Below are 15261 nucleotides of genomic sequence, written 5' to 3' on the forward strand. Positions count from 1 at the left end.
TTATATCTTCGTTTGTGGCTCTCTTGTTTACGGATATAGTCTAAAATTCGATTTCGAAACCTGGTTTTGAAATATTTCCTTAAACGAGGGATATCTTCTACAAGCCTTTCTTCTCTACTGATCAATTCATGTAAGCAAATCATTCCCTCTTGGTCCCAGTCCGATAACTCCCACAAATGAAGGTAATATTCATTTCTACACTTGTATACAATTCCTTGGACTTCTTCATACATTTTTTTAAGCATAATTTTCCCCTTTCTAGATACAGTCTAACAGATTCAGAAACACTTTTGGCACATTTCCTCCATTCTGCACCCTTTAACTCCTCAACTGCACAAAAAAGAGAGGACAAGCCTCTCTCAGGGTTATAATTCTGCAATTTGGTTTAGGTTTACTTCTGCAACTGTGTCATTACCAAACATAGAGATAATCATTTTTACTTTGTTATTATCAATTTCTGTAATCTTACCAGTGTAGTCTGCAAAAGCACCATCAATAATACGTACAGTTTGACCAACCTCAACATCGAAATCAAATTCTTGAACAGTTTGTCCCATAGATACCAAAATGTCACGAATTTCTTGTTCCAATAATGGAGTTGGTTTTGATCTGTTCCCGTGTGATCCGACAAATCCTGTAACATTTGGTGTGTTTCTAACAACAAACCAAGCTTCATCTGTCATGACCATTTCTACAAGAACATAACCTGGAAAGCGATTTTCCTCTACTTCTTTTCTCTTTCCATTTTTTTCAACTTGCACTGTTTGTGTTGGAATTTCAACGCGTAGAATATTATCCAACATATTGTAGGTTTGTGCACGTTGTAATAGATTTTCTTTTACCTTATTTTCATAACCAGAATAAGTTTGTAAGACAAACCATCCTTTATCAAAACTATCCATGATATTTCCTTTCATAAATAGAAGATTTCTAGTGTAATTAACTCCACTAACCTTCTAAAAAATGTTAATAAATCGAATCAAACCTGAAACAATCAACTGGTCAAAAATGTAAATAATTACTACAAAGAAAGCTGTGTATTCCATGATAGAACGAAAATCTCTCCAGCTTTCCTTGCGAGTTGGCCATGTTGTGTCTTTAAGAAGTCTAAAAATATCTCCAATAAAACGCATCGCTCTCTCCTATCTCGTTTCTCTGTGTGTAGTGTACTTACCACAATGCTTACAAAATTTATTTACTTCTAGTCGTGTAGGCTTGGGGGTTCCACTAATCTTGATTGAATAGTTTCTCGAACCACAAACCGCACAAGCTAGGCTTGCTTTTTTTAGTGCCATAACGCCTCCATCTTATCTATTATAACAAGAAAGCTAGGCTTTGACAAGCATCTTAGCGAAATAGATTGACTACCGAATCCCATATTGTTTGAGCCTTTTCCTTAATCTTCGCATCCGAGATAGCCCGACTAGCCTCATCTACTAGACTTTGCGCACGTCCTCGAATATCAGACAAATTATCATCTGTCTGGCTATTATCATTGGTTTGTACTTGTCTTTTTGTGTTAGCTGGTGCAATTCCGTTTTTCTTATATGCATTTTCAACTGTGAAGGTACTTCCTGGTGTATAAGGTAAAATGGTATTTGCAATATTCCTAAAGACATGGGCTGCACCGTTTGAAGTAGATCCTGCTAGATAGTGATTTTCATCAGTGATCGGAAAACCAAGCCAATGACTAATCACCACATCCGGAGTATAACCAATCACCCACTGGTCACTTGTGTATTCCGGATTAAAAACAGCTTCGGTTGTACCAGTTTTCCCTGCCATGACATAATCTGCAGGCGATGAACTAATACCGGTTCCGTTGGTGAATGTCCCCAACATCATACTAGTCATCTTGTCAGCTACAGACTTATCAAGCACCCGTTTTTGTGATTTTTTATGGCTAGCAATAACTTGTCCACTAGCATTTTCAATTCTACTAATAAAATGAGCTTCCGGCATTAAACCTTCATTGGCAAAAACAGCATATGCTTGAGCCATTTGAAGTGGGTTGGTTTCGACACCACTTCCCAAGGCAATACCAAGAACACGGTCGACCTTTTCCATGTTGAGTCCAAATTTTTCGCCCGCCTCAAAAGCCTTATCAAGGCCCAAATCATTAACAGTGGCAACAGCAGGTAGATTAAGCGATTCTGCCAAGGCTTGATACATGGGAACTTCTCGACTCGTTTTGATCCCTGCATAGTTATCAACCTTATAGCTGTCATACTGCATGGTATGGTTATCCAAGAGCTTATTCAAAGCCCAGCCTGCTTCAACTGCTGGCGTATAAACAACTAAAGGCTTAATTGTAGAACCAGGGCTACGTTTCGATTGGGTTGCATAGTTGAAATTCCGGAATCCCGTTTTATCATTGCCAGCAACTTGACCGACAACTCCACGAACTCCCCCTGTTTTCGGTTCGAGAGCGACACTTCCTGATTGAGCAAATGTTCCATCCTCTGCCCTCGGAAATAGCACTGTATTTTCATAGACAACCTGCATATTTGCTTGGTAGTTTTGATCCAGCTCTGTGTAAATGCGGTAGCCATTATTGACAATTTCTTCCTCTGTTAGATTATACTTGGAAACAGCTTCATTAACCACCGCATCAAAGTAAGAAGGATAGCGGTAATCTGAGATTTTCCCTTCATACTTATCGTGCAATTGAGAATTCATATCAACTTCTGCAGCTTCGGTTTCTTGGTTTTTATCAATATATCCTGCTGCAACCATATTTTGTAAGACAGTGTCGCGACGATTAGTCGAATCTTGTACGGAATTCAAAGGATTATACAATTCCGGTCCCTTCAGCATCCCTGCCAGAGTCGCAGCTTGATCCAGACTCACTTCTGATGCAGAAACTCCAAAGTATTTCTTACTCGCATCTTCTACACCCCACACACCATTTCCAAAATAGGCATTGTTAAGGTACATGGTTAGGATCTGATCCTTGCTATATTTTTTAGTCAATTCTAAAGCCAAGAAAAATTCTTTCGCTTTTCTCTCAACAGTTTGATCCTGCGACAGATAGGCATTTTTAGCCAGCTGTTGGGTAATAGTAGAGCCACCACCTGAACGACCAGCAGTGACAATAGCCAAGAAGAAACGACCATAGTTAATCCCGTCATTTTTATAGAAGGAACGGTCTTCTGTCGCAATAACGGCATTCTGCAAATTTTTACTGATAGCAGTCAATTCAACGTAGGTTCCCTTTTGACCAGACAAGGCACCAGCCTCCTTTTCTTCACGGTCAAAAATGATAGTCCGAGTTTTCAAGGCGTTTTGCAAATCATTGACATTGGTTGACTTGGCCACAGCAAACAAATAGGTTCCAACTAGCAAGCCTGCACTCAAACCTAGTATAAGGACAATCTTTGTTAGATGATAACGACGCCAAAATTTTCGAATTGGACCTACTTGGGCCAATTTTTTTCGATCACTACGAGAGCGACGTAGGCTAGTAGAATCAGAGTCCTCTAGTTCACTTGTTTCTTTTTTAAAAAGAGAAAGAAATTTCTCGAATAATTTATCTAATTTCATGCGTTTATTTTATCATCTTCATCATAGGAAGACAAGAATTTAGCTATTTCCTATCAAAATAGGGGGTTTTTTGTTACAATATCTGTATGAAATTCACATTTACATTACCAGACTCTCTACCTCAAATGACGGTAAAGCAATTACTTGAGGAACAACTCCTCATCCCTAGAAAAATCCGTCATTTTTTGAGAATCAAGAAACATATTTTGATAAACCAAGAAGAAGTTCACTGGAACGAGATGGTAAGCCCTGGGGATGTTTGCCAGTTGACTTTTGATGAGGAAGATTATCCCAAAAAGGAAATTCCTTGGGGCAACCCAAACCTCGTTCAAGAGGTTTATCAAGATCAACACTTGATTATTGTCAACAAACCAGAGGGGATGAAAACCCACGGTAATCAGCCGAACGAAATCGCCCTTCTTAACCATGTCAGTGCCTATGTTGGCCAAACCTGCTATGTCGTTCATCGTCTGGACATGGAAACCAGTGGTTTAGTTCTCTTTGCCAAAAATCCTTTTATCCTACCTATTCTCAATCGCTTATTGGAGAAAAAAGAGATTTCTAGGGAATATTGGGCACTCGTTGACGGAAATATCAACAGCAAAGAACTTGTTTTCAGAGACAAAATCGGACGTGATCGCCATGACCGCAGAAAGCGAATAGTTGATACAAAAAATGGGCAATATGCTGAAACACATGTAAGCAGATTAAAGCAATTCCAAAACAAGACTTCCTTGGTTCATTGCAAACTAAAGACAGGTCGAACCCATCAAATCCGTGTACACCTTTCGCATCATAACTTCCCTATTTTGGGCGACCCTCTCTATAACAGCAATTCAAAGATAAGTCGGCTTATGCTTCATGCCTTCCGACTTTCCTTTACCCATCCACTTACATTAGAAAAATTAAGCTTCACTGCCCTTTCAGATACTTTCGAAAGAGAAATAAAAAAGAATGGATGATTGTGTCATCCATTTTTCCATATAAGAAAAGCAAGACCAAGAGGCCTTGCTTTTTATCGACTCATGAATTATTTAGCAATTTTTGCGAAGTATTCAAGAGTACGAACAAGTTGTGCAGTGTATGACATTTCGTTGTCGTACCATGATACAACTTTAACCAATTGTTTACCGTCAACGTCAAGAACTTTAGTTTGAGTTGCATCAAACAATGAACCGTAAGACATACCTAGGATATCTGAAGATACGATTGGATCTTCAGTGTATCCGTATGATTCGTTTGAAGCTGCTTTCATAGCTGCGTTCACTTCATCAACAGTAACGTTCTTTTCAAGAACTGCTACCAACTCAGTTACAGAACCTGCTGGAACAGGAACACGTTGAGCAGCTCCGTCCAATTTACCGTTCAATTCTGGGATTACAAGACCGATAGCTTTCGCAGCACCAGTTGAGTTAGGAACGATGTTTACAGCACCAGCGCGAGCACGGCGAAGGTCACCACCACGGTGTGGTCCGTCAAGAATCATTTGGTCACCAGTGTAAGCGTGGATAGTAGTCATCAATCCTTCAACAACACCAAAGTTGTCTTGAAGAGCTTTAGCCATTGGAGCCAAGCAGTTTGTAGTACATGAAGCACCTGAGATAACTGTTTCAGTACCGTCAAGAACGTCGTGGTTAGTGTTGAATACAACTGTTTTAACGTCGTTTCCACCAGGAGCAGTGATAACAACTTTTTTAGCTCCACCAGCGTGCAAGTGTTTTTCAGCAGCTGCTTTCTTAGCAAAGAAACCAGTAGCTTCAAGAACAATTTCTACACCGTCGTTAGCCCAGTCGATTTGTTCTGGATCACGTTCAGCAGAAACTTTGATGAATTTACCGTTAACTTCAAATCCGCCTTCTTTAACTTCAACAGTACCGTCGAAACGACCTTGAGTTGTGTCGTATTTCAACAAGTGTGCAAGCATAACTGGATCTGTAAGGTCGTTGATACGAGTAACTTCAACACCTTCTACATTTTGGATACGACGGAAAGCAAGACGACCGATACGTCCGAAACCGTTAATACCAACTTTAACTACCATTAGTGATTTCCTCCTTATGAAAATCATGAAATTTTTATTGTGAAAAGAGTAACTTGAATCACTACAAATCACCTTTCAACAAACCTATTATATAACTATTTAAGTTTAATTGCAAGTACGGACATTGTTTTTCTATGTTAGTTTCTTTTTAAGGATATAAATCAAGAACTCCCTTACTATTCATATCGTAGCGATTCTACAGGATCCATTTTACTAATTTTACGTGCTGGGAAGTAGGCTGAGACATAACCAAGTAATAGAGCAAAAGCTAGAGTTCCTAAAACAGATAACAAATTTAATTCAAAAACCTTAGTGATGGATGGGTAAAAATGATTTACAACCGCATTCGCCAAACTTCCCACCCCTTGTGCTACCAAAAAGGCCAGTAGCAAGGCGATGCCTACAATCCAGATAGCCTCGTAAATAAAAATTCCTTTGACATCACGATTTTGATAACCAACTGCCTTCATGACACCTATTTCCTTAGAACGTTGCATGATATTGATGTAAATGATGATACCAATCATGACCGCTGCTACCACAATAGCTTGTGATGAAAGTACAATCAACAATCCCTGAATGACACGAATAAAAGTAATCACAATATCAAGAACCTTCTGTTGAGAAAGAACAGTATACTTCTTGTTTTTCTGCAATTCTTCTGTTATCGCTTTTGTTTGTGATGGATCTTTGAGTTCCAAGATAAAATAAGATACAGCTTTTGTAAATCCAGCCTCTTTCAAGATTGCTTCCATTTGATGAGACGGCATGAAACTGTTGCTGTCCTCCAGGTCATCTTCATCATTGATTACACGTACAATCTTTGTTTGAAATTGAGCAGTCTTACTAGCTTCAGCAGCATTTTCTACAATGCTAGCTGAGACTGATTTGCCAATAACATCATTAGCTGTCAGATTTTTTCCTGTCTGTTCATTCCAATTTTTTAGTAAACTGCTTGGAATCGTCAATCCCTGTTCATTTGAATCAGTATAGAGGGAACCAGCTAATACTTTGTCCGCCTCATTACTACTAACAGAAATACTTGTATCCTCATAGAGACTCACTACTTGAGCATAAGAAGGCATCGTTTGACTCAGATCCATTTCTTGCCCATCTATAGTAATATTTGACATAATCATCCCAAAAGGACTCTCCAAATATTTAATAGCTTCTTTTCCAACTGTATCCGTGATATAGTTCTTATCATCTTGGTTCAAAAAGCCTCGTCCAACATTTTTTGTGTTTAAAGCAATCTGAACTTGAGAAGGAATTTGACCTCCATTCGTATTTTCATCAATCATCGAAATCAAGGCATTTCCCAATCCAAAAGAAATCAAGACTCCTACAAAACCGATTGAGGTTGCTAGCGCAATCAATAGGTTACGCCATTTTCTTTCCAGAAAGTTATTTAAAGAAAGTTTGAATTTATTTTTCAATGATAATCCTTTATTTTTTGACTTCTTCAACGACTTCACCATCCTTCATTTTGATAATCACATCTGCATATTCGGCAACCTCTGGATTATGGGTTACAATCAGTACTGTTTTCCCTGTTTGGGCTAATTTTTTAAATACCTCCAATACCATTTCTTGGGATTGAGAGTCCAGCGAACCCGTTGGTTCATCTGCTACAATCATATCAGGCTGATTTACCAAGGCACGCGCGATTGCTACACGTTGCTTTTGCCCGCCAGAAAGCTGTTTAACATTTTTAGTAATAAAAGGCTCCATGCCCAAGTTACTTAATTGCTCCTTTGCAATCATTGTCATCTCCCTGTCAGATAAATCTTTGACATAGAGAGGTAGCTTGACATTGTCCAAGACAGACTGATGAGGAATAAGGTTAAAGTTTTGAAACACAAATCCAATCTTATCTTTACGAAATTGAGTTAGTTCAATCTCTGATAAGTCACGGAGGGATTCCCCTTTAAACTCTAAACCTCCTTCATATTGTCTGTCTAAACCGCTGATGATGTTTAGTAGACTGGTTTTGCCACAGCCTGACGGACCGTAAATCGCTGTAATTTTACCTTTTGCAATCTGCAGGTTAATATTTCTTAGAGCCTGCTCTTGATGTTTACCGTCCAAAGTGTAAAACTTTGAAATATTTTTAATGGATAAAATGGACATTCTTTCCCCCTTATTTAAAACTGTTATCGTCATACATCATAATTATAGAAAAGCCTTCAAGCGACATCAGCACTGATTGCCACTATGAACCTACTGCTTAGAATTTTTTCTCTATTGCCTCGTTTGCTCTGGATGTATAGCAAGTAAAATTTATTGTAACAAAAAAGCGACATTTCCCCAATGACAGAAATGTCACTCCTATAAATCATTTAATAATACCTTTCTAAGTCTTCGCTCCATTCCTTATCTAAACTAACGAGTAACTTCTCATTACCAAACATCCTCGCCATCATTTTTGCTTCTTCATACTTTTGTTTGGCTGTATCATAATCGGTATGAATATAATATTTCCACTCCACCATCAAGACAATCGGTTGCTTTTGGAAATCTCGTGTTTTTTGTCCTATTTTATTTAAGGTCTCGACTGCCCTCTTAAAATAATGAAACAGCCCCATAATTTCTATACAAGCTAAAGAAGCTAACAAGGAATCTCTAAGTAAGTCCAAACAATCGAACTCTATCTTATCAACCTGAGAACTTAGTTTGTCATGAAAACAAAGAATGGTTTCATGCTCAGATTCTTTTATCTCACCCACATTTAAACCATCCATTAACTGACAGTTGAAATACAGTCTCAGTTTCAACAAGTCCTCGGCTTTATATACATCTCTGGATAGTAAATCTTGAAGACCGTCTTCAATCACACCACTTCCGTATAAGGAATTACTAGTCGCTCTCACTGCATCTATAGCTTGAAGACAATCCACTAGCACTTTCTCATCACGGGGCAGGTCATCATAAAAACACTCAAAAATCTCATCAAAATATTCTTCCTTTTGTTCCTGCAACTCCTCGTCTCCATAGTCAGGATGATGTAAAAGAAAGTACTTTAATTCTTGGTAACGCTTGGGTAATTCCTTATAATCTGGCATCAAGACGTAGGACGGAATTTCTAATCGTTCTGCAATATATTCTAGTGTTTTTATCGTCGGGCGAAATTCTCCTTTTTCAATCCGCACCAACTGACGCACTGATAATTCAGACTCATCCCCGCAAAAAACTGGACGACTAAGTCCTTTCTCCTCTCTTAAAAGTCGCACTTTATCCCCTAACTCATTTATCTTGTTCATTTGCCCCTCGCATGATTATTAAAGATTTGATTTTCAAATAAATATATGCGATGATTATACCATTTTTCAAATAGAATTACAAAAAAAGAGACAGGATTTCTCCTGCCTCTAGGCTGATAACAATTATTTACGGCGTCCTGGTCTTTCTTTGTAGCCATAGTAAGAATCTTCGATGATTTCTTGCATATGGTCAACCATTGGAAGACGTGGGTTAGCTGGCGAACATTGATCTTCATAAGCAAGGAAGGCCAATTCACGAGAATGTTCTTTCCATTCTTTTTCATCAATTCCTTGTGCTTTGAAGTTCATTTGGATACCTACGCGCTCACCAAGTTCGTAAACAGCTTTTGCATAAGATTCCACACCTTCTTCTGGAGTAGAAGCTGGAAGGCCAAGCATGCGTGCGATATCTTGGTATTTTTCATCTGCACGGTAGTAGTTATACTTAGGCCATGTTGCTGTCTTAGCTGGACGTGTACCGTTATAGCGGATGACGTATGGAAGCAAGATTGCATTTGTACGACCGTGGATTGTGTGGAATTGCGCACCAATCTTATGAGCCATTGAGTGAGAAATACCTAGAAAGGCATTGGCAAAGGCCATACCAGCGATTGTTGAAGCGTTATGCATTTTCTCACGTGAGTGGAAGTCTGCGTTCTTAACTGAGCTTTCAAGGTTTTCGAATACAAGTTTGATGGCTTGAAGCGCAAGACCGTCAGTGTAGTCGCTAGCCATTTGTGATACGTAAGCTTCAGTCGCGTGGGTCAATACGTCCATACCAGTATCCGCAGCAACAAATCCAGGAACTGTCAATACCAAAGCAGGGTCTACGATTGCCACAGTTGGTGTCAATGAGTAGTCGGCGATTGGGTATTTACGGTTATTTGCTTTATCAGAGATAACGGCAAATGGTGTTACTTCAGATCCTGTACCAGATGTAGTTGGAATCGCGATGAATTTAGTCTTCTTACCAAGCAATGGGAACTTGAAGGCACGTTTACGGATATCCATGAATTTTTGGACAAGGTCACGGAAGTCCACTTCTGGTTGTTCGTAGAAGAGCCACATTACTTTAGCAGCATCCATTGGAGATCCACCACCGAGAGCGATGATTGTATCTGGTTTGAAGGCACGCATAATCTCAGTACCACGGTTTACAGTTGTGATATCTGGATCTGGTTCCACATCAGCAAAGATTTGGTAAACAACCTTATTGCGACGAAGGTCAAGTTGTTCGATGATACGATCAAGGAAGCCAAGCTCTACCATGGCATGGTCAGTAACGATCATGACACGTTCAACGTCACGACATTTTTGAAGGTATTGAATTGAATCACGTTCAAAGTATGTTTTTGAAGGAAGTTTCATCCATTGCATGTTATTTCTCCGTCTTCCGACTTTTTTGATATTCAAGAGGTTAATGGCACTAACGTTATCCCCAACTGAGTTGCGTCCGTAAGAACCACATCCAAGTGTCAATGATGGCAAGAAGGCATTGTAAACGTCCCCGATACCACCGAAAGTAGAAGGTGAGTTACAGATAACACGAATAGCTTTAACAGCTTTACCAAATTCTTTAGTCAATTCTTCGTCAGCTGTGTGGATGGCTGCTGAGTGGCCAAGACCGTTAAATTCAACCATTTGACGAGCCTTAGTAATACCATCTTCACGGCTTTCAGATTTCAAAACTGCGATAACTGGTGACAATTTTTCACGAGTCAATGGCTCATTTTCACCAACTTCTTTACATTCTGCAGCAAGAATGTTTGTTCCTTCTGGAACTGTAAATCCTGCTTGTTCTGCAATCCAGGTTGCCGGTTTACCAACGATGTCAGCGTTCAATTTTGCACCAGCACAGTTTTTGCTGTTTGCTTTCACGCCGAAGCAGAATTCTTCAAGAAGAGCTTTTTCTTTTTTGTTTACAAAGTAAGTATGATATGATTTGAACTCTGCTACAAATTCATCGTAAATTTCTTTATCAATGATAACTGCTTGTTCAGATGCACAGACCATACCGTTATCAAATGATTTAGACATGACGATATCGTGTGCTGCTTGACGGATGTTTGCTGATTTTTCAACATAAGCTGGAACGTTACCAGCACCTACCCCAAGAGCTGGTTTACCACATGAGTAAGCCGCCTTAACCATGGCATTACCACCTGTTGCAAGGATTGTCGCAACACCTTCGTGGTTCATAAGGGCACTTGTTGCTTCCATAGATGGTTGAGTAATCCATTGCACACAGTTTTCAGGAGCTCCCGCTTTAATCGCAGCATCACGAACGATTTGAGCTGCGTGAGCTGATGATTCTTGAGCTGATGGGTGGAAGGCAAAGACGATTGGATTACGTGTCTTCAATGAAATCAATGCCTTAAAGATTGCTGTTGATGTTGGGTTTGTTGTTGGAGTGATACCACAAACAACGCCAACTGGTTCAGCGATAAGAGTCAAACCTGTTACATCGTCTTCTTCGATAACACCAACTGTTTTAGTGTGGCGCATGTTGTTTACTACGTGTTCACAAGCAAACAAGTTCTTAGTTGCTTTATCTTCAAATACACCACGTCCTGTTTCTTCAAAGGCATGTAAAGCCAATTCTCCGTGGGCATCCAAAGCTGCTACTGATGCTTTGGCAACGATGTAGTCAACCTGCTCTTGATCCAACTTACGCATTTCTTCAAGAGCAACTAGAGCTTTTTGCACCAATCCATCGACATGCTTTTCAGCAGCGAGTTTCTTTTCCTCTGGTGTCACAGTTTTTTTATCAGCCATATTTTCCTCCATAGCTTTCAAGGATTCAATCCTTTGTTAATTTTTTCACAAGTTTATTATAACGCATTATTTCAACTTTGTAAACAGTTTCATAAACATTTCACAAAGAATTTTTAGCACCTTGTGAAATGTTTGTTATTTTCTTTTCTTAGCAAGCTTTTTCTTTAAAGTTTGTGAAATTTATTTCAAATGTTTTTTTATTTCACAAACTTACTTGGAAGAGGGACTTGGAAAGATAGAGATTTACAGGTAAGCGCTTACTTAAGCGTTCTAACAATACCTCCTTTGATAAGGAGGCTTTATTTTTGTTGAAAAACGCCTTGTTTAAAAGTTCCTTCATAAACGACTTCTTGTTCTGTTGTTAGTTTTCCTTTTCCTTCAGCCTGACCATTTACAAAATCACCTTCGTAGGTCCAGCCTTCTTTAGATTGAAAGGTACCTTTTCCGTTGAAGGCTCCATTGTTGAAACCACCTGTATATTGGTCTCCATTTTGGAAAGTAATGGTACCTTGGCCATTCATTTTACCACGCACAAGACTGCCGTCGTAAACAATCGTTCCATTATCAAGCTTTAGAACACCTTTTCCGGGAATATTTAGAAAAAAGACGAGCACAGCACAAAAAACAATGGTAACTACTGCCAAAAGCTCTAAACGTGGACGAGTCAGATAGACACGATACTTTTCGTAAAAATTCTTAAGATTTTCCATCTTCACTCTCCTTTTCTAAACGTTCTAACCAAGCTTGACAGCCCTCTTGAACACGTCGATAGGTTTCCTCAAAATCTCCTGTATACCAAGGGTCTGGAACACTTTCAGATGCAAATGAGTAAATCTTATCTTGACAGTCTACTGGACACATCTGACGTAAGTCAGAAACATTTGAATCGTCCATTCCGATAATATAATCAAAGGATTCAAAATCTTCCTTACTAATCTGAAGCGATGTTTTGCCTTTGTCATAAGGAATATCATACTCTTGAAAAACCCCCTGACTTCCCTTATGAATCGGATTGCCATGTTCCCAAGAAGAAGTCGCTCGACTTTGGATTTCGTAATTATCTGTCATTGATTTCATCACAAACTCAGCCATAGGGCTACGGCAAATATTTCCCAGACAGACAAAGACTAATTTTTTCATCCCATTTCCTTTCTTTTATAGAAAAACGGGAGTTAGTGATCCCGTCTTATTTTTCAATTGCGCCTTCTAGTGAAGCTGTTTCTTTAAGTGGTAATACGGTCTTGATAGCAGCTAGTTCAAAAGTCAAGTAAACCCCATCTACATCAAGAACAATTGTTTTCTTTTCTGTATCTACTTCATCGACTGTTCCATAAAGGCCCCCGATTGTAATAACTTCATAGCCTTTTTGTAATTTATTCAAGCTTTCCATACGCTTTTGTGCTTGTTTCTTTTGAGAGCGTTGCGTAAAGAACATCAAGCCCACCATAGCCACAAGAATGATTAAAAATGTATATTGTGATTCCATTATACTCTCCTTTGTCTTTTACATAGGACTACTATATCAAATTTCAGCTACTTTTACAAGATTGTACCTTACTTTTCTGGTAAGAAAAACCAGAGCTTACGCCCTGATTTTTAGGATTATTTCAAGTTTCGAACAACTTTTACAAGATTTTCTACAGTAAAGCCATATTCTGCCAATACTTTTGGTGCTGGGGCAGAGGCTCCGAAGGTATCAATACCTAGAACGGCACCATCGAGACCAACATATTTGTACCAGTTTTGACTTGCACCCATTTCGACTGCAACACGACGGCGGACTGCATTTGGAAGAATCTCTTCCTTGTAAGCTGCATCTTGTTTATCAAAGACATCTGTAGATGGCATGCTGACTACGCGGACTTTTGCGCCTTGACTAGCCAATTCTTTGGCAGCTGAGACAGCAAGATTAACCTCTGAACCTGTCGCAATCAAGATCGTATCAAAGTCTGCTGCATTTTCATAGACAACATAAGCACCTTTAGCAACCTTGTCGAAGTCTGTTCCCTCTTCAACAGTCAAGTTTTGACGTGTCAAGACAAGGACAGTTGGTGTTTTCTCACTTGTCACTGCAAGGTACCAAGCTGCTTGAGTTTCACGCGCATCTGCTGGACGGAAAACATTTAGATTTGGCATAGCACGAAGACCTGCTAAGTGCTCAACTGGTTCGTGCGTTGGACCATCTTCCCCAACCGCGATTGAATCGTGGGTAAAGACATAAGTCACAGGAAGTCCTTGTAAGGCTGACAAGCGGACAGCTGCCTTCACATAGTCAGAGAATACGAAGAAAGTTCCACCGTATACACGAAGTCCACCATGAAGGGTCATCCCGTTCAAGATCGTTCCCATTGCAAATTCACGAACACCAAACTGAATGTTACGGTTCAAGCGATTGGCATCGTCTTGAAGTCCGTCAGTCTTGATATAAGTCATGTTTGAGTGAGCAAGGTCGGCTGATCCACCCAAGAAAGTTGGCAACTTAGCCGCCACAACATTCAAGGCATCCTGACTCGAGTTACGAGTTGCTTGAGAGAAGCCATTTTCTAAGGCTGGGAAGTCTGCTGGAGTCACTTTAACTGGATCACGTCCATCGATGATAGCTTCTACTTCTGCAGCCAATTCTGGATGAGCCTCTTTATAGTCAGCAACTAATTTAGTCCAAGCTTGATAAGCTGATGCGCCACGGTCTGCAACATGTTCTTTGAAATCAGCATAAACTTGTTCTGGGATTTCAAATGGTTCATAGTCCCAACCGAGAGCTTGACGAGTAGCTGCAGTTTCATCTGCTCCAAGAGGAGCACCGTGTACGGCATTAGTTCCTTGTTTATTTGGAGAACCGTATCCAATAACAGTCTTCACTTCAATCAAAGATGGTTTACCTGAAGCTTTTGCTGTTTCGATAGCTGCATGGATTGCTTCCAAGTCTGTTCCATCTTCAATCAAGGCAGTATGCCAACCGTAGGCATTGTAACGGTCACGAACGCTTTCTGTAAAGGAATCCTTTGTCTCACCATCCAAGTTGATGTCATTTGAATCATAAAGGACAACCAACTTATCTAGTTTTTGCAAGCCTGCGTATGAAGCCGCCTCACTTGAGACACCTTCCATCAAGTCTCCGTCTCCACAGATAACGTAAGTATAGTGGTCAAAGATATTGTAGCCTTCGCGGTTATATTTGGCTGCCAAGAAACGTTCTGCCTGGGCAAAACCAGTGGCAGTTGAAATTCCTTGCCCTAGAGGACCTGTCGTAGCATCAATCCCTGCTGTATGGCCAAATTCTGGGTGACCAGGTGTTTTTGAACCCCATTGGCGGAAGCTCTTGATCTCATCCATGCTGACATCTTCAAAACCAGAAAGGTGAAGGAGAGCATAAAGAAGCATTGAACCATGGCCTGCTGACAGAATAAAGCGATCGCGGTTAATCCAGTTTGGTTGAGCTGGATTGATACGAAGTTGTTTTGTAAAGAGGCTGTAAGCCATCGGAGCTGCTCCCATGACCACACCTGGGTGACCTGAGTTGGCTTTGTTGATGGCGTCAATACCTAGGAAACGGATTGCATTAACAGATAGATTTGACATAGAATTTCCTTTCTATTTGAGGTGATTATTGGATCACACATTCTATTCTACTATTATATGAAA

14 protein-coding genes and 1 pseudogene are annotated in these 15261 nt (G+C 39.8%); 1 reads left to right on the forward strand and 14 read right to left on the reverse strand.

Annotated features, from left to right (window positions below):
* From HT725_RS10115 to pbp2a, 5 genes and pseudogenes are all read right to left on the reverse strand, one after another.
* Nucleotides 1-245 (reverse strand): annotated as a pseudogene (locus HT725_RS10115) (sigma-70 family RNA polymerase sigma factor); the annotation flags it as partial.
* 120 nt (nucleotides 246-365) lie between these two features.
* Complete coding sequence (gene nusG, locus HT725_RS06335; protein WP_000376739.1) at nucleotides 366-902, reverse strand: transcription termination/antitermination protein NusG; 537 nt, start codon at nucleotides 900-902, stop codon at nucleotides 366-368.
* 54 nt (nucleotides 903-956) lie between these two features.
* Nucleotides 957-1133 carry a preprotein translocase subunit SecE gene (secE, locus tag HT725_RS06340; protein WP_001210991.1) on the reverse strand — a complete coding sequence of 59 codons (177 nt, stop codon included), beginning with the start codon at nucleotides 1131-1133 and terminating at the stop codon, nucleotides 957-959.
* A 9-nt stretch (nucleotides 1134-1142) separates the two neighbouring features.
* Nucleotides 1143-1295 (reverse strand): 50S ribosomal protein L33, encoded by a 153-nt coding sequence (gene rpmG, locus HT725_RS06345; RefSeq protein WP_014017356.1) that lies wholly within the window; start codon nucleotides 1293-1295, stop codon nucleotides 1143-1145.
* A gap of 52 nt (nucleotides 1296-1347) precedes the next feature.
* Nucleotides 1348-3543 carry a penicillin-binding protein PBP2A gene (pbp2a, locus tag HT725_RS06350; RefSeq protein ID WP_173253243.1) on the reverse strand — a complete coding sequence of 732 codons (2196 nt, stop codon included), beginning with the start codon at nucleotides 3541-3543 and terminating at the stop codon, nucleotides 1348-1350.
* 86 nt (nucleotides 3544-3629) lie between these two features.
* On the opposite strand from pbp2a, the gene HT725_RS06355 reads away from it, so the two are divergent.
* Nucleotides 3630-4505, forward strand: coding sequence for an RluA family pseudouridine synthase (locus HT725_RS06355; RefSeq protein WP_240147149.1), 876 nt, complete (start codon nucleotides 3630-3632; stop codon nucleotides 4503-4505).
* Between the two features lie 68 nt (nucleotides 4506-4573).
* Here the strand turns inward: HT725_RS06355 and gap are convergent, their stop codons facing one another.
* From gap to tkt, 9 genes are all read right to left on the reverse strand, one after another.
* A complete protein-coding gene (gap, locus tag HT725_RS06360) occupies nucleotides 4574-5584 on the reverse strand; it encodes a type I glyceraldehyde-3-phosphate dehydrogenase (protein WP_000260662.1) in 1011 nt (336 codons plus the stop codon).
* 176 nt (nucleotides 5585-5760) lie between these two features.
* A complete protein-coding gene (locus HT725_RS06365) occupies nucleotides 5761-7062 on the reverse strand; it encodes an ABC transporter permease (protein WP_173220053.1) in 1302 nt (433 codons plus the stop codon).
* Nucleotides 7031-7714 carry an ABC transporter ATP-binding protein gene (locus tag HT725_RS06370; RefSeq protein WP_173220056.1) on the reverse strand — a complete coding sequence of 228 codons (684 nt, stop codon included), beginning with the start codon at nucleotides 7712-7714 and terminating at the stop codon, nucleotides 7031-7033. The genes HT725_RS06365 and HT725_RS06370 overlap by 32 nt, the downstream gene beginning before the upstream one ends.
* Nucleotides 7715-7923: 209 nt before the next feature.
* Nucleotides 7924-8844 carry an XRE family transcriptional regulator gene (locus HT725_RS06375; RefSeq protein WP_023945661.1) on the reverse strand — a complete coding sequence of 307 codons (921 nt, stop codon included), beginning with the start codon at nucleotides 8842-8844 and terminating at the stop codon, nucleotides 7924-7926.
* 123 nt (nucleotides 8845-8967) lie between these two features.
* Entirely contained in the window at nucleotides 8968-11619 is a 2652-nt protein-coding gene (adhE, locus tag HT725_RS06380; RefSeq protein WP_173253244.1) for a bifunctional acetaldehyde-CoA/alcohol dehydrogenase, read from the reverse strand.
* Between the two features lie 299 nt (nucleotides 11620-11918).
* The gene (locus tag HT725_RS06385; RefSeq protein ID WP_020902388.1) at nucleotides 11919-12329 is read right to left on the reverse strand and encodes an MORN repeat-containing protein; all 411 of its coding nucleotides are present in this window, start codon (nucleotides 12327-12329) and stop codon (nucleotides 11919-11921) included.
* A complete protein-coding gene (locus HT725_RS06390; protein ID WP_173253245.1) occupies nucleotides 12316-12759 on the reverse strand; it encodes a low molecular weight protein-tyrosine-phosphatase in 444 nt (147 codons plus the stop codon). The genes HT725_RS06385 and HT725_RS06390 overlap by 14 nt, the downstream gene beginning before the upstream one ends.
* A gap of 46 nt (nucleotides 12760-12805) precedes the next feature.
* A complete protein-coding gene (gene yajC, locus HT725_RS06395) occupies nucleotides 12806-13105 on the reverse strand; it encodes a preprotein translocase subunit YajC (RefSeq protein WP_000445810.1) in 300 nt (99 codons plus the stop codon).
* 116 nt (nucleotides 13106-13221) lie between these two features.
* Nucleotides 13222-15198: a transketolase gene (gene tkt / locus HT725_RS06400; protein WP_173253246.1), complete on the reverse strand. Its 1977-nt coding sequence runs from the start codon at nucleotides 15196-15198 to the stop codon at nucleotides 13222-13224.
* Nucleotides 15199-15261 lie beyond the last annotated feature (63 nt).

It is taken from the genome of Streptococcus sp. 2579, from assembly GCF_013277195.1.
GTDB lineage: Bacteria > Bacillota > Bacilli > Lactobacillales > Streptococcaceae > Streptococcus.

Excerpts from the sequence above, each read along its gene's own strand:
- tkt (WP_173253246.1), bottom strand. The coding sequence starts at position 15,198 with ATGTCAAATCTATCTGTTAATGCAATCCGTTTCCTAGGTATTGACGCC.
- pbp2a (WP_173253243.1), bottom strand. The coding sequence starts at position 3,543 with ATGAAATTAGATAAATTATTCGAGAAATTTCTTTCTCTTTTTAAAAAA.
- gap (WP_000260662.1), bottom strand. The coding sequence starts at position 5,584 with ATGGTAGTTAAAGTTGGTATTAACGGTTTCGGACGTATCGGTCGTCTT.
- HT725_RS06365 (WP_173220053.1), bottom strand. The coding sequence starts at position 7,062 with ATGGTGAAGTCGTTGAAGAAGTCAAAAAATAAAGGATTATCATTGAAA.
- HT725_RS06375 (WP_023945661.1), bottom strand. The coding sequence starts at position 8,844 with ATGAACAAGATAAATGAGTTAGGGGATAAAGTGCGACTTTTAAGAGAG.
- yajC (WP_000445810.1), bottom strand. The coding sequence starts at position 13,105 with ATGGAATCACAATATACATTTTTAATCATTCTTGTGGCTATGGTGGGC.
- HT725_RS06390 (WP_173253245.1), bottom strand. The coding sequence starts at position 12,759 with ATGAAAAAATTAGTCTTTGTCTGTCTGGGAAATATTTGCCGTAGCCCT.
- HT725_RS06370 (WP_173220056.1), bottom strand. The coding sequence starts at position 7,714 with ATGTCCATTTTATCCATTAAAAATATTTCAAAGTTTTACACTTTGGAC.
- HT725_RS06385 (WP_020902388.1), bottom strand. The coding sequence starts at position 12,329 with ATGGAAAATCTTAAGAATTTTTACGAAAAGTATCGTGTCTATCTGACT.
- secE (WP_001210991.1), bottom strand. The coding sequence starts at position 1,133 with ATGCGTTTTATTGGAGATATTTTTAGACTTCTTAAAGACACAACATGG.
- adhE (WP_173253244.1), bottom strand. The coding sequence starts at position 11,619 with ATGGCTGATAAAAAAACTGTGACACCAGAGGAAAAGAAACTCGCTGCT.
- HT725_RS06355 (WP_240147149.1), top strand. The coding sequence starts at position 3,630 with ATGAAATTCACATTTACATTACCAGACTCTCTACCTCAAATGACGGTA.
- rpmG (WP_014017356.1), bottom strand. The coding sequence starts at position 1,295 with ATGGCACTAAAAAAAGCAAGCCTAGCTTGTGCGGTTTGTGGTTCGAGA.
- nusG (WP_000376739.1), bottom strand. The coding sequence starts at position 902 with ATGGATAGTTTTGATAAAGGATGGTTTGTCTTACAAACTTATTCTGGT.